The following is an 18188-nucleotide window of genomic DNA, read 5'->3' as shown; positions in this document are numbered from 1 at the left end:
ATGATTGTGTATGTCGTTAATATGGGAATTGTATATATTTGGTCTTGGTTTGCTAAAATGTGCGGCGGCCGGGATGAGTCACTTGCTACCGGCTATCGTCCGAACAAGCTTCTCATTTGGATTCCGCTCGCCTCGCTTGTGCTTGTTTCGGGCCTGCGTTACAGGGTCGGTACAGATTTTCAGACGTATACCCTGCTGTATCAAATGGCAGGAGACTATCAAAATATTTGGCAGATATTCGGTTTCGGCACGGCGAAAACGGCAACAGATCCGGGCTTTACCGCGCTGCTATGGCTGATGAATTTTATCACGAAGGACCCGCAAATCATGTATGTGACCGTTGCGGCAGTGACCTATATCTTTATTATCAAGACGCTGGCAGACTACGGAAGACCGTTTGAGCTGAGCGTCTTTTTATTTTTAGGAACCTTTCATTATTACGCATCCTTTAACGGAATCAGACAATACATGGTGGCAGCCGCTTTGTTTTGGGCAATTCGCTATATCATCAATGGAAACTGGAAGCGTTATTTTCTGATTGTGCTGGTCAGTTCGCTCTTTCACTCCTCGGCGCTGGTGATGATTCCGGTCTATTTTATTGTCAGAAGAAAAGCCTGGTCACCGGCAATATTCGGTCTTTCAGCTTTATTTCTCGGCATGACCTTTTTATATCAGAAATTTATTTCGGTATTTGTCGTTGTCCTTGAAAACAGCTCATATAGCCATTATGAAAAGTGGCTGATGACAAATACAAACGGAATGAATGTGGTCAAAATCGCTGTTTTGGTCCTGCCGCTGTTTTTGGCCTTTTGTTACAGGGAGCGTCTCCGAAAGCTGTGGCCGCAAATTGATATTGTCGTTAATTTGTGCCTTCTCGGATTTTTATTCGGGCTCTTGGCCACAAAGGACGTGATCTTTGCCAGGTTTAATATTTACTTCGGACTGTATCAAATGATCCTAGTCCCTTATTTTGTCAGGATATTTGATGAGAAATCGAATGCGTTGATCTATATCGCCATTGTGGTTTGTTATTTTTTATATAGTTATTTGCTTATGCCGGTTGATTCTTCCGTTCTGCCGTACAGAACGATTTTTTCCCGGTAATTTATGCAAGAGGAGCCGGTCATTATGGAAACACCTGCGGTTAGTCTGTTAGTCGCTGTTTATAATACAGAAACCTATATCAGAAACTGCCTTGAATCTTTAAAGAACCAGACATTGGACAATATTGAAATCATCATCGTCAATGACGGTTCGGCAGACGCCAGCCCGGACATCGCGGAGGAATATGCAGAAAAGGATAAACGCTTCAGAGTCATTCACCAGGAAAACCAAGGGCTCGGTGCTGTTCGGAACAAAGGGATCGAGGCGGCCCGCGGCGAATTTGTGGCTTTTATTGATTCAGACGATTGGATCGAGCCTGATTATTGCTTGCAAATGGTTCAGGCAGCATCGGAGGAAACCGATCTGGTCATTTGCAACTATGCCGCGGAGTTTGAGGATACTGAAAAAACCGTTGTCTCAGACATTGCGGAAACCTATCAGGATCAGCCGAAGGAGTCCTATATCAAGGCGTTATTCGAAGGGAAGGTCAGGGGATTTTCATGGAATAAACTGTACCGAAGAAGCATGATTGACTCACATCGGCTTTCGTTCCCGCTCAGAGGTGAGCTGGAGCATGTCGAGGATCAGTTTTTCAGCTTCAGGGCACATTTTTTCGCCCGCTCGGTTTCCTATGTAAAAGCGCCTCTCTACCATTATCGAATTCACCTTTCCTCCATCGTGCAGGGTTATCAGAAAAAACTGTTTGAATCAGGACTGGCGCTGTATCAGGCGAACGCAGGGTTCTTACAGGAGAACAATAAGCTGGAGGAGTACCGTAAGGAGCTTGATTTCTTTATCGTTCTCCATGGGACCATCTGCCTCTTGAACGAATGGAAAACAAGCGCCAGCCGGCGTCTTTTGGAAAGGCTCAAAACGGTCGGCGTGATTTGCGCTGATCCGGTGTTTCAAGGCAGTCTGTCGAAAACGGGGACAGCGCCTTTTGACGCAAAACGGTCATGCCTGCTGCTGATGGCGAAATACAGAATGATTCCGCTCGTTGCCATGGCGTCCGCCGCGTATCAGCGAGTGATCGAGTACAAAATGAAAATCAGAGGGTGAAGACATGTCGTTACATTCATTGAAAATCAATCTTGCAGAATGGCTGCTGCTAAAGGTCAAGTACCCGTCCCAATTTTGGCTGGGTGCGGCCGATCAGCCGGTAAAGGCTGCCGCACATAAGAAGAAAATCATACTGACCCTGCTGCCTTCCCATGACAATTTGGGGGATCATGCCATTGCTTATGCCAGCAAAGCGTTTCTTGAGCAGGAATACTCCGATTTTGAAATCGTTGAGGTCGATATGAAGGACATATACAAATCAGCAAAAGCGCTGATCCGCTCCCGCCACCCGGAAGATATGGTCTTTATCATCGGCGGCGGAAACATGGGGGATTTATACCGGTATGAAGAGTGGACGCGCCGCTTTATCATTAAAACGTTTCATGATTATCAAATCGTCCAGCTACCGGCAACTGTTCATTTTTCTGATACGAAAAAGGGACGAAAAGAGCTGAAACGGGCGCAGAAAATTTATAACGCACACCCCGGTTTATTGCTGATGGCGCGTGATGAAACGACGTATCAATTTATGAAGCGGCATTTTAAAGAAAAAAAGATCCTGAAGCAGCCTGATATGGTGCTGTATTTAGATAGAAGCAGCACCCCTGCGGAACGCGAAGGGGTGTATATGTGTTTGCGCGAGGATCAGGAAAGCGTGCTTCAGGAGGATCAGAGAAACCGCGTGAAGGCCGCTCTTTTTGATGAATTTGGCGAGATCAAAGCTTTTACGACAACGATCGGGCGCCGGGTCAGCCGCGGCACACGGGAACAGGAGCTGGAAGCGCTTTGGTCTAAGCTGCAAAGTGCTGAAGCCGTTGTCACTGACAGGCTGCACGGCATGATTTTTTGTGCGCTGACAGGGACGCCGTGTGTAGTGATCCGGTCTTTTGATCACAAAGTCATGGAAGGCTACCAATGGCTGAAAGATATTCCAATCATGAAGCTAATTGAACAGCCGGAGCCGGAAATTGTGACAGCCGCAGTGAAAGAGCTGCTGACAAAAGAAACAAACCGTTCCGGCTATCCGCGGGATATGTATTTTAAAGGGCTGCGGGATAAAATCAGCGGTGAAGCACAATGACACCGCTCGTCAGCATTATTGTCCCGATGTATAACGTTGAACCATTCATTGAAGAATGCATCAATTCACTGCTTGCCCAAACGCTTTCTGATATAGAAATCATCCTTGTTAATGATGGAACACCCGATCGATCTGGTGAGATGGCAGCGGCATACGCGAAACGGGATGCAAGAGTTCAAGTCATTCATAAAAAAAATGGCGGCTTGAGTTCGGCTCGAAACGCGGGAATCAAAGCGGCGCGCGGGACGTATATCGGGTTTGTAGACGGAGACGATTATGTCTCTCCCGCCATGTTTCAAAGGCTTGTACAAGAAGCGGAGCAGCACCGGCTCGATATCGCTGGCTGCGGATTTTATAAACAGTCTGAAGACAGGCGGGTATACGTACCGCCGCAGCTCGAAACAGGCCGTATGCTGACAAAAACGAATATAGCTGATCAGCTCCAGCGTGCCCACGAAACGAGATTTATCTGGTATGTATGGCGATATGTGTATCGCCGTGAGCTTTTGGAGAGGGCGAACCTGCGGTTTGATGAAGACATCCGTTTTGCTGAAGATTCACCCTTTAATTTATCTGCTTTTTATGAAGCCGAGCGGGTAAAAATGCTGGATGAAGGCTTGTACATATACCGTGAAAATCCGAACAGCCTGACGGAACGCCCTTATAAGCCTGCGATGGATGAAAATATCCAAAAACAATATCAAGCCAAACTCGCATTCTACAATCAGTGCGGCTTAGCGGCTGTATGCAAAGAAGATTTAGATGTGTACATTTGCAAGCACCAGCTTCCGATGCTTCTGGCAAACGCCTGTGCCTCATCGCAGCCGCCGAAAGACATCAAAAAACAGATCAGACAGATTTTATCCTATGACATGGTTCGGCAGGCTGTCAGACACACACCGTTTCGGCATGAGAAATTAGGCAGAGGCGAGCGATTGGTCTTAGGACTGTGCAAATGGCGGCTGATCTTTCTCATCAAGCTGTTTTTTGAGACACGCGGAACCATGAAAGGCAGTGCAAAACAGGCATGAAATTCACCATTAACTTCAGCGCCAATCTCACAGCTTTTCTTCTGTCCGTATTTCTGTCTGTCTGGATGACGCCTTTTATTGTCAAAACGCTCGGTGTCGAGGCTTTTGGCTTTGTGAATTTAACGCAAAATGTGATTAATTATTTTTCCATTATCACGGTGGCGCTCAGCTCCGTGGTTGTGCGTTTTTTTTCTGTCGCAGCCCACAGGGGAGAGCAGGAAAAAGCAAATGCGTATATCAGCAATTATTTGGCTGCATCTGTTTTGATTTCATTGCTGCTTCTGCTGCCTCTTGTGAGTGCGGCTTTTTTTATTGACCGCGTTATGAACGTCCCTCAGGATCTATTGGCTGATGTTCGGCTGTCGATTTTGATTGGGAGTCTGCTGTTTCTTTTAACATTTTTGATGGCGGGGTTTGGGGCGGCGCCGTTTTATGCCAACCGGCTGTATATCACCAGTTCGATTCAGGCGGTGCAAATGCTCATCCGCGTGCTGTGTGTGCTGGCGCTGTTTGCCTGCTTTACGCCAAAAATCTGGCAGATTCAGCTTGCCGCTTTAGCCGGTGCCGTTATAGCGTCTATTCTGTCTTTCTGCTTTTTCAGAAAACTGATTCCATGGTTTTCATTTAAGCTGAAAGACTTGTCATTCCGCATAAGCAAGGAACTGTTTCAGGCAGGAACCTGGAACTCAGTCAATCAGATCGGCGTGCTGCTTTTTTTGCAGATCGACCTATTAACCGCCAACTTGGTGCTGGGTGCATCTGAAGCGGGAAAATACGCGGCGATTATCCAGTTTCCGCTGCTGCTGCGCAGTTTGGCAGGAACAGTCGCATCTCTATTTGCGCCTGTTATTACTTCTTATTATTCAAAAGGCGATATGGACGGATTGGTCAAGTACGCCAATCAGGCAGTGAGACTGAACGGGCTTTTGCTTGCGCTTCCGGCTGCATTATTGGGAGGTTTGGCCGGGCCTTTTCTGACGATCTGGCTTGGACCGTCCTTTTCCTCTGTAGCGCCGCTTTTATATATTCACGCCGGATATTTGGCGGTCAGTCTTGCCTTTATGCCGCTGTTTTATATATGGACCGCCTTTAATCAACAAAAAACACCGGCGCTCGTCACCCTGCTGTTAGGCGCAGTGAATGTTGTGCTGGCGGTCACATTAAGCGGGCCGGCGCACCTGGGGCTTTACGGCATTACGCTGGCCGGGGCGATTTCGCTTGTGCTGAAAAATGTCATCTTTACGCCGCTTTATGTATCACGTATTACCGGCTACAAAAAGCATGTGTTCTTTACAGGCATGTTCGGTCCGGTCTTTGCCGCTTTATTTGCCTGGGCGGTTTGTGAGGCCATCCAGTTATGTATCACCATTGAAAGCTGGACATCACTGATTGCCGCAGGTGCTGCCGTCAGCTGCTGCTACGCGGTTTTCGCTTTTATGTTTGTTTGTACGAAAGAGGAACGACAGCTTGTGCTGAGACGGTTTAGAAAAACGAAAGGAGCTGTAAATATTTGATCCTGAAACGTCTTTTTGATCTGACGGCCGCTATTTTGTTATTGTGCTGCACGGGTGTCATTATTCTATTCACTATCGCCGTAGTCAGGCTGAAAATAGGATCGCCTGTCTTTTTTAAACAAGTACGGCCCGGCCTGCATGGGAAGCCGTTCACCCTTTATAAATTCAGAACGATGACGGACGAACGGGACAGTGAGGGAAACCTGCTGCCGGATGCAGTCAGGCTTACGAAAACAGGCAGGCTGATCAGAAAGCTGAGCATTGATGAGCTGCCGCAGCTTCTGAACGTTTTGAAAGGAGACCTCAGCCTCGTCGGTCCCCGGCCGCTGCTGATGGACTATCTGCCGCTTTATACGAAACAGCAGGCACGGCGCCATGAGGTGAAACCCGGGATTACAGGCTGGGCGCAGGTCAACGGCAGAAACGCGATTTCCTGGGAAAAGAAATTTGAACTGGATGTTTGGTACGTTGACAACTGTTCATTCTTGCTCGATTTGAAAATTTTATGTCTGACGGTACGCAAAGTTCTTGTGTCAGAAGGGATTCAGCAAACCAATCATGTGACCGCAGAACGCTTTACAGGAAGCGGAGATGTGTCCTCATGAGAAACGTGGCCATTGTGGGAGACGGCGGTCACGGAAAGGTGATCAGAGAACTCATAAGCGCCCGTTCAGACACGCGCTTAGCTGCAGTGCTGGACGATAAATTCAGCACATTTGATGCCGGGAAAGAGCTGTACACAGGCCCCCCGGAAGCAATTCCTGAATTGCGCAGGCTGATCCCTGACGTCATGTTAGTGATTGCAATTGGAAACAACAGCGTCAGAAAACAGCTGGCGGAGCGGCTGGGGTTATACAAAGAAGATTTCATCACATTAATCCACCCGTCAGCCATCATCAGCAAATCGGCTGTCATCGGGGAAGGAACGGTTATTATGGCCGGTGCGATTATTCAGGCGGATGTTCAGATCGGCGCCCATTGTATCATCAATACGGGCGCGATTGCAGAGCACGATAATCAGATCGGCGATTTCGTACATCTTTCTCCGCGCGCCACGCTTTCTGGTGGTATTGCTGTTCAAGAAGGGGCTCATGTGGGCACCGGGGCCTCTGTCATTCCGCAGGTTACTATTGGCTCTTGGAGCATTGTCGGCGCAGGCTCCGCGGTGATCCGCTCCATCCCTGCCGGGGTAACGGCAGCCGGCACCCCGGCGCGCGTGATTTCTTCTATTCAAACCTAAAGCAAAGGATGGTTACATGCATAAAAAAATCTACTTATCCGCCCCTCATATGAGCGGCAGGGAGCAGCACTATATTTCAGAAGCCTTTCGCTCAAACTGGATTGCGCCGCTTGGGCCGCTTGTGAATACATTTGAAGAAAAATTGGCTGAACGAGTTGGGACCAAAGGGGCGGCTGCGGTCAGCTCAGGCACCGCCGCGATTCATTTGGCGCTGCGTTTGCTGGATGTAAAAGCGGGAGACACCGTGTTTTGTCCGTCCTTTACATTTGTGGCAACGGCAAACCCGATTTTATATGAAAAAGCGGTGCCTGTTTTTATAGATTCTGAGCCGGATACGTGGAATATGTCTCCGAAAGCACTTGAAAGAGCACTGGAGGAAGCAAAACGAAATGGAAATCCGCCAAAAGCGGTCATTGCCGTCAACCTGTACGGACAAAGCGCGAAAATGGATGAGATTGTAAGACTGTGCGGCTTATACGGAGTGCCGGTCATTGAGGATGCGGCTGAATCTCTCGGTTCGGTCTATAAAGGGAAGCAGAGCGGGACATTCGGCCGTTTCGGCGTTTATTCATTTAATGGAAACAAAATCATTACCACTTCAGGAGGCGGGATGCTTGTGTCAGACGATGAAGCTGCCATTGAAAAAGCAAGATTTCTCGCGTCACAGGCCCGCGATCCAGCTGTTCATTATCAGCACAGTGAAATCGGGCACAACTACAGATTGAGCAATATCCTTGCCGGAGTCGGCATTGCCCAGCTTGAGGTGCTGGATGAGCGGGTGGAGAAAAGACGGGAGATTTTTGCGAGGTATGAAAAAGCGCTTGGCAGCCTAGATGGCGTTTGCTTTATGCCGGAATACTCAGAAGGCGTGTCCAACCGCTGGCTTACTGCTCTTACGCTCGATAACAGGCTGACTCCTTATGACGTGGTTCAGCATCTAGCTGAAGAACAGATCGAAGCGAGACCGCTTTGGAAGCCGCTGCATACCCAGCCTCTGTTTACATCATCTGCATTTTATTCCCATACAGATTCTGAAAGTGTGTGCGAAAACTTATTCAGGCGGGGGATCTGCCTCCCATCCGGAACAAATATGACCGAAGAAGATCAAGACCGAGTAATCGATGTGTTGTCACACTTATTCCAAACAACAGAGGTGAAGAGATGGACAGCAAGCATTCAATGATCAGCCTGAAGAAAAAACTGGCCGGGCTGCTCGAAATGATTCCGAAGCAATCCGAAATCATTTACGCCGACTATCCTCTATACGGAAATGTAGGGGATCTTTTTATTATGAAAGGAACGGAAGCCTTTTTTGAAGAAAATGATATTCGGGTCAGAAACCGCTGGAATCCAGACAATTTCCCAATCGGGCGTAAGTTTGATACGAATCTGATCATCGTCTGTCAGGGAGGGGGCAACTTCGGGGATTTGTATCCGTACTATCAAGAATTTAGAGAGAAAATCGTTCAAGCCTATCCAAACCACAAAATCGTCATTCTGCCGCAATCCATCTATTTTCAAAATGAAGACAACTTAAAACGGACGGCTGACATTTTCTCTGCCCATTCAAATCTGCATATCATCACAAGGGAAAAAGCCTCCTATGCAACGGCACAGGCGTACTTTCTAAACAATCATATCAAGCTATTGCCTGATATGGCCCACCAGCTGTTTCCCATCATTCCGACACAGCAGCCGACCGGCCAAAAGCTGAGATTTATCAGAACAGATCATGAAGCAAATGAAGAGCTTCAAAGACATGCGCAAGCGGAAAGCTATGACTGGCGTACAGTGCTGTCAGTTTCAGACCGCCGGACAATCGCTTTTCTCCAAACGCTGAACGTCCTGAACAAAAAAGCGGGCAATCCTCTGCCCATCGCATTGATATGGAGAAAATACTCGGATTACATCGTCACCAAAGCCATTCGCTTTTTCAGCCGTTACCAATCGGTGGAAACGTCAAGACTGCACGGCCATATTTTGTCCTCTCTTCTGCAAAAAGAAAACACGGTCATTGATAATTCCTACGGAAAAAACGCCAATTACTATCATACTTGGATGGAGGGAGTGCCAAACACTCAAATCATTCGGGACGCCTCAAAGAAGGAAAACCTTCCTGCTCACATGTGAGCGGAAGGTTTATTTTGATTCTCCACGTTTTACTTTGTTGTAGGCTTCATCTAAATGCTGAATCCGCTTCAGGACAACTGAGTTTTTTGTCAGCTGATCCTGCACAAGTGTTGAAACCACAGAACGGTAGTAGCTGTTCATTGCGTGGATCTTAACCTCAGACGGGTTCATTTCAATATGCTGCTTTAAGTTTTCAATAAAATACGGTACAGAAAAAAGTTCAGACATTTCTTTGGCAGCTCCTTTTTCATAAATGTATACGGTGTCATCCCAATCATGTACAATGAAGAAAGGGGAGTGAGCAAGATGGATATGAAACTTCAGCAAGTACAAGTACTAAAGCCTCAACTGACACAGGAGCTCAGGCAGGCCATCACGCTGCTTGGCTATCATTCGGCGGAACTGGCCGAATACATTGATGAGCTCTCACTGGAAAACCCTCTTATTGAACGAAAGGAAACAGACACACCGCCACTATCTTACCATAAAACAAACAAAAACAGGATCAGCAGGCAGGAGGCGGGCCTTCAATTAAGCAATCCGCAAAAAACACTGCAGGATGTCCTCAAACAGCAGTCGCTGGATATGAATCTGTCAAACACTGAAAAAAAGATTTTTAATTATCTGATACATTCGCTTGATTCAAACGGATATCTGGAGGAAGATGTGGAGGAGGCAGCCCGGCGCCTGTCCGTTTCGGCAGAGGAAGCGGAAGCGGTTCTGAGAAAACTACAGTCGCTTGAACCAGCGGGAATCGGCGCAAGATCTCTTCAAGAGTGTATTCTGCTGCAATTACAGCGTCTCCCGAACAGAAATGAACAGGCAGAACTGCTTGTTTCAGAACACTTTGATGTATTTGCACAAAAAAACTGGAAAGCGCTTTCAAAAGAAACTGGAATCCCGCTGCACGCGATTCAGGACATTTCTGATAAAATTGCTGCGCTTCACCCAAGACCCGGCCTTTTGTTTGCCAGTCCGGAGCAGGATATGTATATTGAACCTGACATTTTCATCATCGTTAAAAACGGCCAGATCACAGCGGAACTGAACAGCCGCTCGTTCCCGGAGATTGAGCTGCATCCGCAGTACAGGCCGCTTCTATCGTCCGGCGCCTGTCAGGATACGGTTTCCTATTTATCTACGAAATATCAGGAGTGGCGCTGGCTGAGCCGCGCGCTGAGGCAACGGAAGCAGACGATCACCAGAATTGTAAATGAGCTGACCGCACGTCAAAAAGATTTTTTCCTGAAGGGGCGGAGCGCCATGAAGCCGCTGACACTGAGAGAGGTGGCGGATTGTCTGGGCCTGCATGAATCAACCATCAGCCGAGCCATTAAAGGAAAAACGATACAAACGCCTTACGGATTGGTTGAGATGAAGATGTTCTTCACAGGAAAAGCAGAGGCCTCTGGGGATGGCGATACATCCAACTATGCGGTCAAAACGCATCTTCAAGCATTGATTCAGCAAGAGGATAAAACAAAACCCCTCTCAGATCAAAAGCTTGCCGACCTGTTATATGAACAGCACCGCATCCAAATCTCCAGACGCACAGTGGCGAAATATCGCGATCAATTAAACATTCCGTCATCGGCAGCCAGAAAACGGTACAAATAAAATCCTCCCTGTAAGGGAGGATTTTTTTACGGAATCATCCAGCTGAAAAACTGGTGCTGCAAAAAGGTGATGATACAGACGAGCAGCAGCAAAAACAAGCTGTGTTTGATCGTAAAGCGGAAAAGATCCGACTCCTTCCCGGCGAGTCCGACTGCCGCACACGCGACCGCGATCGACTGCGGGGAAATCATTTTGCCGGTGACGCCGCCTGATGAATTGGCCGCGACCGATAGGACAGGGTCCATTCCGACCGATAAGGCCGTTACTTTCTGCAGGTTTCCAAACAGCAGGTTAGCCGACGTATCCGAGCCGGTAATAAAGACGCCGAGCCAGCCGAGAACCGGCGAAAAGAAGGTAAACATCGAGCCTGTCAGCGCCAGCGTCATGCCGAGCGTCGTGCTCATTCCCGAGGAGTTGGTGACATATGCAAAACCAACGACCGAGGCGATCGTTAAAATCGGAAACTTCAATTCCTGCAGTGTTTCGCTAAAAACAGCTCCCCATTCTTTCCACGAAATGGACGTGATGAATTTTGACAGCACTGCGGCAATTAAAATCGCGGTGCCTGCCGAACCGAGCACCTCAAGCTTATAAACCGCTTCAATCGGAGTGCCGTCAGCATTGACGATCTGATTGTTCAAAAAAGGCACCCCAGGCGCAAAAGTCAGCTGTTCTCCAATCACATTCAGCCATTTTAAGACAACGGCTGTGCCTTCGTAATGCCCTGTCAGCGCGGATTTGACCGAAGGAATGCCCCAAACAGAAATCATCACCGTCAGCAGCAGAAACGGCGACCAGGCCTTAAAAATCTGCCCGCCGGTGTAAGCCGGTGCATCAGGGTGCAGTTTTGCCGTTTCAATTGCGGCGGCCGATTCCTGCTCCCCCGCAAACCGGAATGTCTTCTTCGGCTTCCACCATTTCAAAAACACAGCTAGCGCAGCCATCGACACTAGCGCCGACAAAACATCCGGCAGCTCCGGCCCCAGAAAGTTGGAACTGAGATACTGAACAGCGGCAAAGGAAACACCGGAAACAAGAATCGCCGGCCATACCTCAAAGGCTTTCCTGAATCCGCTCATAATGATAATTAAATAAAGAGGAATAAATACAGATAAAAACGGCAGCTGCCGCCCGACCATCTGAGAAATCTCCATCGCCGGAATCCCTGTCGGCCCTTCTACAGCTGTAATCGGAATCCCAATCGCCCCGAAGGCTACTGGCGCCGTATTGGCAATCAAACAGATTCCCGCCGCATAAAGAGGGTTAAAACCGAGGCCGACAAGCAATGCGGCCGAAATCGCGACCGGCGCCCCGAAGCCCGCCGCTCCTTCTAAAAAAGCCCCGAATGAGAAAGCGATCAGCAGCGCCTGAAGCCGGCGGTCATCGGTAATGGAGAGAACAGAGCTGCGAATAATATCAAACTGTCCCGTTTTTACAGTGATTTTATACAAAAAAACAGACGTCACAATGATCCAGCCGATTGGCAGTATGCCGTATACGGCTCCTTGTGTAGCGGACATCAGCGCTTTTTCCGCCGGCATCCCGTAAATCAATACAGCAATCAGCAGCGCAATTCCCAAGGTGGACAATCCCGCCGTATACCCCTTCATTCGTTTAATGGCGAGTGCCCAGAAAAAGAAAATAATCGGTACAAGTGCGGCAAGCGCAGATAAAAGCAAATTTCCCCCTATAGGCGTATATGCCTGTGTCCATTGCATCCCAAACCCCTCCTTCAAACATAACTGGCTATGTGTAAGCGGTTTCTAAAGATGATATGATCATCTGATGACTAGATAATAAGACCAGTTACCTAGCATTATATTTTGAAAAAAATCAAAGTACAAGACTTTTTGACGAAATTGTCTAAATCTTTTGGCGGCGCCCAAAAGGGAGTATAATAGATCGTAAACAGCCAGACCTACAAGTTGCGGGGTGAATTGCATTGAAATATAAACAGATTAAAACAAAGAAGATATATGAAGAAGTAGCGGATGCATTATTAGATATGATCAAAACCGGCCAACTGAAGCCGGGGGATAAACTTGACTCCGTTCAGGCGCTTTCCGAAAGCTTTCAAGTCAGCCGTTCAGCGGTGCGCGAAGCGCTTTCCGCATTAAAAGCGATGGGGCTTGTCGAAATGAAACAGGGAGAAGGCACCTACTTGAAGGAGTTTGAACCTGATCAAATTTCTCAGCCTCTGTCAGCCGCACTTTTAATGAAAAAAGAAGATGTCAAACAGCTGCTCGAGGTCAGAAAGCTGCTTGAAATCGGCGTGGCTTCATTAGCTGCCGAAAAACGGACAGAAGAGAATCTCCAAAGCATTCATGCGGCGTTAAAGGAAATGGGGGAGATTGAAGCAGACGGGGAGCTAGGTGAAAAAGCAGACTTTGCCTTTCATTTGGCACTCGCTGACGCTTCACAAAACGATCTGCTCAAACATCTGATGAATCACGTATCATCATTGCTGCTGGAAACGATGAGAGAAACGCGGAAAATCTGGCTGTTTTCCAAGAAGACCTCGGTACAGCGGCTTTATGAGGAGCATGAACGGATTTATAATGCCGTGGCTGCGCAGGACGGAGCAAAGGCGGAAGAAGCGATGCTGGCACACTTGACGAATGTGGAAGATGTCCTTTCGGGATATTTTGAGGAAAACGTACAATAACCGACTCATTTCCCGGGCAATTCTGCTGGTGTATACAAACAACCAAGACTGAGCTGTAATGGTTCAGTCTTATTTACATTGTGCGGCTGACACAGCTTGACATTTACGAAAAAGAAAGTAAAATATTTTACTAAAACGACCACTGGCATGTTTGAAAATGGAGGCAGATATAATGGCGACAATTAAAGATATCGCACAAGCCGCGGGATTTTCGATTTCAACCGTTTCCCGTGTTTTAAATAACGATGAGAGCCTTTCTGTACCGGACGAGACGCGTGAAAAGATATATGAAGCCGCGGAGAAACTTAATTATCGCAAGAAAACTGTAAGGCCGCTGGTGAAACACATTGCTTTTTTATATTGGCTGACAGATCAAGAGGAGCTGGAAGATGTCTATTTCAAAACAATGAGATTAGAAGTAGAGAAATTGGCGAAAATCTTCAATGTCGACATGACGACCTATAAAATAACGGAGGGTATTGAATGCATTCCAACTCATACAGAAGGTTTTATTGCCGTGGGCACCTTTTCTGATAAAGAACTAGCGTTTCTCAGAAATCTGACGGAGAACGGCGTTTTTATTGACTCTTCCCCTGATCCCGACCATTTTGATTCGGTAAGGCCGGACTTAGCGCAAATGACGAAGAGAACGGTAAACATCCTAGTTGAAAAAGGGCATAAGAATATCGGATTTATTGGCGGCACGTACAAAAATCCGAACACGAATCAAGATGAAATGGATATTCGTGAAAAAACGTTCCGATCCTATATGCAGGAAAAAGGGATGCTGAACGAGCTCTATATATTATGCCACCGCGGCTTCTCCGTCGAAAATGGCTACCGCCTGATGACTAAAGCGATTGAGGCATTGGGCGATCAGCTTCCGACCGCCTTTTTTATCGCGGCAGACCCGATTGCGGTCGGCTGTCTGCAAGCCCTGAATGAAAAAGGAATCGCGATACCAAACAGAGTGAGCGTCGTGAGCATCAATAATATCAGCTTTGCCAAGTACGTCTCTCCGCCGCTGACGACCTTTCATATTGATATCAAGGAACTATGTAAAAACGCTGTGGAATTATTGCTTGAGCAAGTGCTGGAAAAGCGGAAAACGGTTAAAACGTTATATATGGGAGCTGAATTAATCGTCAGAAAGAGCATGAATTAAATCGTATTTCAAAATGGCTTAGTATTCTAAGTCATTTTTTGTTTGGTAAAAAAATTTACTTATAAGAGTAAATGATTTGTTTACACATTTTCTCAGTCATGCTATATTATTTTTAAAGCGCTTTCATCTAATACGGAAGGGTGACAATTGATGAAAATGGTAAAAAAGTACGCCGGTGTCATGCTCTGCGCGGCTGTCAGTTTATCTTTAGCAGCCTGCGGACCGCAGGAAAGCAGCAGTGAAAAAACAAGTTCAAAGGGCTCAGAGCTTGTCGTGTGGGAGGATAAAGAAAAAAGCATCGGCATTAAAGACGCTGTTGCCGAATTTGAAAAAGAGCATGATATAAAGGTCAAAGTTGTTGAAAAACCTTATGCCCAGCAGATTGAAGATTTGCGTATGGACGGCCCGGCCGGCACAGGGCCTGACGTGTTAACCATGCCCGGTGACCAGATCGGAACGGCTGTGACAGAGGGATTAATCAAAGAATTAAACGTCGAAAAGGATGTTCAATCGCTCTACACAGACGCATCCATTCAGTCTCAAATGGTGGATCAGAAGCTTTATGGCCTGCCTAAAGCCGTCGAAACAACAGTGCTTTTTTATAACAAAGATCTCATCTCAGAGGACGAATTGCCGCAAACGCTGGAAGAGTGGTACGACTACTCTAGAAAAACGGCTGATGGCAGCAAATTTGGATTTTTAGCCTTATTTGATCAAATTTACTACGCGCAAAGTGTCATGGGCGGGTACGGCGGATATATCTTTGGAAAGGGTAAGGATGGAAACTATGATCCGTCTGATCTTGGAATCAATAATGAAGGCGCTGTCAAAGGTGCTGAGCTGATTCAGAAGTTTTATCAAGACGGCTTATTCCCGGCTGGCATTGTCGGAGAGCAGGGAATCAATGTACTCGAATCTCTGTTTACCGAAGGAAAGGCTGCTGCGATTATCTCAGGCCCGTGGAATGTAGAAGCCTTTTCGAAAGCGGGAATTGATTATGGCATCACCAAGCTTCCGAAGCTGGAAAACGGCAAAAACATGAGCTCCTTTATCGGCGTCAAAAGCTACAATGTCAGCGCATTTTCAAAACATGCAGAGCTGGCGCAAGAGTTAGCCGTTTTTCTGGCAAATGAGAAGAATTCCAAAAAACGATATGAACAAACGAAAGAAGTTCCGGCCGTTCAATCATTAGCAAGTGACACGGCTATTATGAAAAGCGAAGCGGCACGGGCGGTTACCGAACAATCCCGTTTCTCAGAGCAGACGCCGAATATACCGGAAATGAATGAAATATGGACCCCGGCTGATTCGGCATTACAAACGATTGCAACAGGAAAAGCGGACCCGAAAAAAGCTTTAGATCAGGCTGCCGAAACGGCCAAAGGGCAGATGAAGGCAAAGCATAGCGGAACATAAAGAGAAAAGTAGATTTGTATTGTAAGAGAGGTGAAAACGGTGCAGCATCGTAAAGTCGCTTTGTTATTGTCAATCATTCCGGGCCTTGGTCAATTCTACAACAAACAATGGATCAAAGGCCTCCTGTTTCTCCTTTTGGGCGCATCGTTTTTTGCGGTATTTGGAGATTTGCTGAATATGGGGCTTTGGGGAATCTTCACGCTGGGAACAGAGGTGCCGCGGGATAACTCGGTGTTTCTGCTGGCGGAAGGCATTATCGCTATCATTGTGACATGCTTTGGACTTGCGGTATATTATGTGAATTTGCGAGACGCTTATCAAAGCGGAAAACGTCGTGATGAAAAGAGGCCCTTGAGCTCCCTCAAGGAACAATATCAAAATATCATCGCTCAGGGCTATCCATATGTCGTCAGCGGACCATCTCTGTTTATTTTAATTTTCGCGGTGATCTTTCCCATCTTATTCAGCTTTGCCTTAGCTTTTACAAACTATGATTTATATCATTCTCCTCCTGCTAAATTAGTCGATTGGGTTGGTTTTCAAACCTTCACTGATATTTTTACTGTCGATATTTGGCGCTCGACCTTTTTTGATGTGCTGGCTTGGACGGTGGTGTGGACGCTTTGTTCTTCTACTCTGCAAGTCAGTCTGGGGATATGGCTGGCGATCATTGTGAATCAGAAAGACATCCGGTTTAAACGGTTTTTCCGGACTATTTTGATTTTGCCATGGGCTGTTCCCGGATTTGTCACGATTTTAATTTTTGCCGGTTTGTTTAACGATAGCTTCGGCGCAATGAATCATGACATCTTGGCTTTCTTTGGCATTGATCCGCTTCCGTGGATGACAGATGCGAATTGGTCGAGGCTGGCGCTGATCCTCATGCAGGGCTGGCTTGGTTTTCCGTATATCTTCCTTGTTTCAACGGGTGTTTTGCAATCGATTCCTGAGGATCTTTATGAAGCGGCGACAATTGATGGTGCTTCCATCTTCTCAAAGCTGAGGTACATCACGCTTCCGATGGTATTCATTGCAATGGCTCCGATTATCATTACGCAGTTCACATTTAATTTTAATAACTTCAATATTATTTATCTTTTCAATGGAGGCGGTCCGGCTGTTGCGGGATCAACAGCCGGCGGAACAGATATCCTCGTATCGTGGATTTATAAATTGACGATGCAGTCCAGCCAATATTCCCTTGCGGCTGCTTTAACCATTTTATTGTCTGTGTTTGTGATTGCCATTGCATTGTGGCAATTCAGACAGACGAAGTCTTTTAAAGAGGAGGGCTGAGACATGCTGGCAGATATGAAGGTTAGAAAATGTATGCGGCTCCTTTTCTCTTACTTGTTACTAGCCTGCATGGCGGTCATCATTGTGTATCCTCTCCTTTGGACGGCAGGCGCCAGCTTTAATCCCGGCAACAGTTTAATCAGTACATCCCTCATTCCGAAGAATCCGACGTTCGACCACTACAAAGAATTATTTGCGGGCAAAGAAAGCCTTCAATATGTGCAGTGGTATATCAATTCGATAAAAATCAGCCTGTTTACGATGGCTGGCTCACTGATCTGTGTGACCTTTACGGCTTATGCGTTTTCCCGCTTTCGGTTTAAAGGGAGGAAATACGCATTAACGCTCTTTTTATTGCTGCAAATGATCCCTCAGTTTTCTGCTTTGATCGCCCTGTTTGTGCTGGCTCAAATATTAGGAATGGTCAATAGCCATTGGCTGCTGATCCTGCTTTATATCGGCGGCCTGATCCCGATGAATACGTACTTGATGAAAGGATATATGGATTCCATTCCGATTGATTTAGACGAAAGCGCAAAGATTGACGGGGCAAGCAGCACGAGGATCTTTTTGCAGATCATCCTGCCTTTATCAAAGCCGATGGCGGCAGTGGTTGCGATGAATGGATTTACCGGCCCGCTCGGAGATTTTGTTTTGTCATCAACGATATTGAGAACACCGGAATCATATACATTGCCCGTAGGCTTATTCAATTTAGTCAATGATGTCATGGGAGCAAGCTATACGACATTTGCGGCGGGTGCTTTGCTCATCAGCATACCGGTTGCCGTCATCTTTATCATGCTGCAAAAGAATTTTGTGTCCGGATTAACCGCAGGCGGAACGAAAGGATAAGAGAACAAGGGGGAG

17 protein-coding genes are annotated in these 18188 nt (G+C 46.9%); 15 read left to right on the top strand and 2 right to left on the bottom strand.

Annotated elements, in window-relative coordinates; genetic code table 11:
- The 9 genes from epsG to P3L57_RS16980 are packed head-to-tail and all read left to right on the top strand — an operon-like array spanning position 1 to position 9159.
- The gene (gene epsG, locus P3L57_RS17020; RefSeq protein WP_024122931.1) at positions 1 to 1104 is read left to right on the top strand and encodes a biofilm exopolysaccharide biosynthesis protein EpsG; all 1104 of its coding nucleotides are present in this window, start codon (positions 1 to 3) and stop codon (positions 1102 to 1104) included.
- Between the two features lie 24 nt (positions 1105 to 1128).
- Positions 1129 to 2163: a glycosyltransferase family 2 protein gene (locus P3L57_RS17015; RefSeq protein WP_069486889.1), complete on the top strand. Its 1035-nt coding sequence runs from the start codon at positions 1129 to 1131 to the stop codon at positions 2161 to 2163.
- A 4-nt stretch (positions 2164 to 2167) separates the two neighbouring features.
- On the top strand, positions 2168 to 3244 hold the full coding sequence (locus P3L57_RS17010) for a polysaccharide pyruvyl transferase family protein (protein ID WP_069486890.1): 1077 nt from the start codon (positions 2168 to 2170) through the stop codon (positions 3242 to 3244).
- Positions 3241 to 4275: a glycosyltransferase gene (locus P3L57_RS17005; protein ID WP_069486891.1), complete on the top strand. Its 1035-nt coding sequence runs from the start codon at positions 3241 to 3243 to the stop codon at positions 4273 to 4275. Before P3L57_RS17010 ends, P3L57_RS17005 begins: the two co-directional genes overlap by 4 nt.
- Positions 4272 to 5789 (top strand): MATE family efflux transporter, encoded by a 1518-nt coding sequence (locus P3L57_RS17000; protein WP_069486892.1) that lies wholly within the window; start codon positions 4272 to 4274, stop codon positions 5787 to 5789. Before P3L57_RS17005 ends, P3L57_RS17000 begins: the two co-directional genes overlap by 4 nt.
- The gene (locus tag P3L57_RS16995; RefSeq protein ID WP_069486893.1) at positions 5786 to 6394 is read left to right on the top strand and encodes a sugar transferase; all 609 of its coding nucleotides are present in this window, start codon (positions 5786 to 5788) and stop codon (positions 6392 to 6394) included. The genes P3L57_RS17000 and P3L57_RS16995 overlap by 4 nt, the downstream gene beginning before the upstream one ends.
- Entirely contained in the window at positions 6391 to 7029 is a 639-nt protein-coding gene (locus P3L57_RS16990) for an acetyltransferase (RefSeq protein ID WP_069486894.1), read from the top strand. The genes P3L57_RS16995 and P3L57_RS16990 overlap by 4 nt, the downstream gene beginning before the upstream one ends.
- 16 nt (positions 7030 to 7045) lie before the next feature.
- Complete coding sequence (locus P3L57_RS16985; RefSeq protein WP_069486895.1) at positions 7046 to 8212, top strand: DegT/DnrJ/EryC1/StrS family aminotransferase; 1167 nt, start codon at positions 7046 to 7048, stop codon at positions 8210 to 8212.
- Positions 8191 to 9159 carry a polysaccharide pyruvyl transferase family protein gene (locus P3L57_RS16980; protein ID WP_069486896.1) on the top strand — a complete coding sequence of 323 codons (969 nt, stop codon included), beginning with the start codon at positions 8191 to 8193 and terminating at the stop codon, positions 9157 to 9159. Before P3L57_RS16985 ends, P3L57_RS16980 begins: the two co-directional genes overlap by 22 nt.
- Positions 9160 to 9168: 9 nt before the next feature.
- On the opposite strand, the gene yvfG is transcribed toward P3L57_RS16980, so the two are convergent.
- Complete coding sequence (gene yvfG, locus P3L57_RS16975; RefSeq protein ID WP_069487011.1) at positions 9169 to 9387, bottom strand: protein YvfG; 219 nt, start codon at positions 9385 to 9387, stop codon at positions 9169 to 9171.
- Between the two features lie 78 nt (positions 9388 to 9465).
- On the opposite strand from yvfG, the gene rpoN reads away from it, so the two are divergent.
- On the top strand, positions 9466 to 10776 hold the full coding sequence (gene rpoN / locus P3L57_RS16970) for an RNA polymerase factor sigma-54 (RefSeq protein ID WP_069486897.1): 1311 nt from the start codon (positions 9466 to 9468) through the stop codon (positions 10774 to 10776).
- 26 nt (positions 10777 to 10802) lie between these two features.
- Here the strand turns inward: rpoN and lutP are convergent, their stop codons facing one another.
- Complete coding sequence (lutP, locus tag P3L57_RS16965; protein ID WP_044159190.1) at positions 10803 to 12494, bottom strand: L-lactate permease LutP; 1692 nt, start codon at positions 12492 to 12494, stop codon at positions 10803 to 10805.
- Positions 12495 to 12718: 224 nt separating this feature from the next.
- On the opposite strand from lutP, the gene lutR reads away from it, so the two are divergent.
- From lutR to ganQ, 5 genes are all read left to right on the top strand, one after another.
- A complete protein-coding gene (gene lutR / locus P3L57_RS16960; RefSeq protein WP_044159187.1) occupies positions 12719 to 13441 on the top strand; it encodes an L-lactate utilization/bacilysin biosynthesis transcriptional regulator LutR in 723 nt (240 codons plus the stop codon).
- Positions 13442 to 13613: 172 nt separating this feature from the next.
- Positions 13614 to 14606 (top strand): galactan degradation operon transcriptional regulator GanR, encoded by a 993-nt coding sequence (locus P3L57_RS16955; protein WP_069486898.1) that lies wholly within the window; start codon positions 13614 to 13616, stop codon positions 14604 to 14606.
- A gap of 150 nt (positions 14607 to 14756) precedes the next feature.
- A complete protein-coding gene (gene ganS / locus P3L57_RS16950) occupies positions 14757 to 16022 on the top strand; it encodes an arabinogalactan oligomer ABC transporter substrate-binding protein GanS (protein ID WP_069486899.1) in 1266 nt (421 codons plus the stop codon).
- A gap of 39 nt (positions 16023 to 16061) precedes the next feature.
- Complete coding sequence (ganP, locus tag P3L57_RS16945; RefSeq protein ID WP_069486900.1) at positions 16062 to 17318, top strand: galactooligosaccharide ABC transporter permease GanP; 1257 nt, start codon at positions 16062 to 16064, stop codon at positions 17316 to 17318.
- Between the two features lie 3 nt (positions 17319 to 17321).
- Positions 17322 to 18173 carry a galactooligosaccharide ABC transporter permease GanQ gene (gene ganQ / locus P3L57_RS16940; RefSeq protein ID WP_044159177.1) on the top strand — a complete coding sequence of 284 codons (852 nt, stop codon included), beginning with the start codon at positions 17322 to 17324 and terminating at the stop codon, positions 18171 to 18173.
- Positions 18174 to 18188 lie beyond the last annotated feature (15 nt).

This window comes from Bacillus sp. B28 (assembly GCF_029536185.1).
GTDB lineage: Bacteria > Bacillota > Bacilli > Bacillales > Bacillaceae > Bacillus > Bacillus halotolerans.
This window is presented reverse-complemented; position numbering and strand designations above follow the sequence as displayed.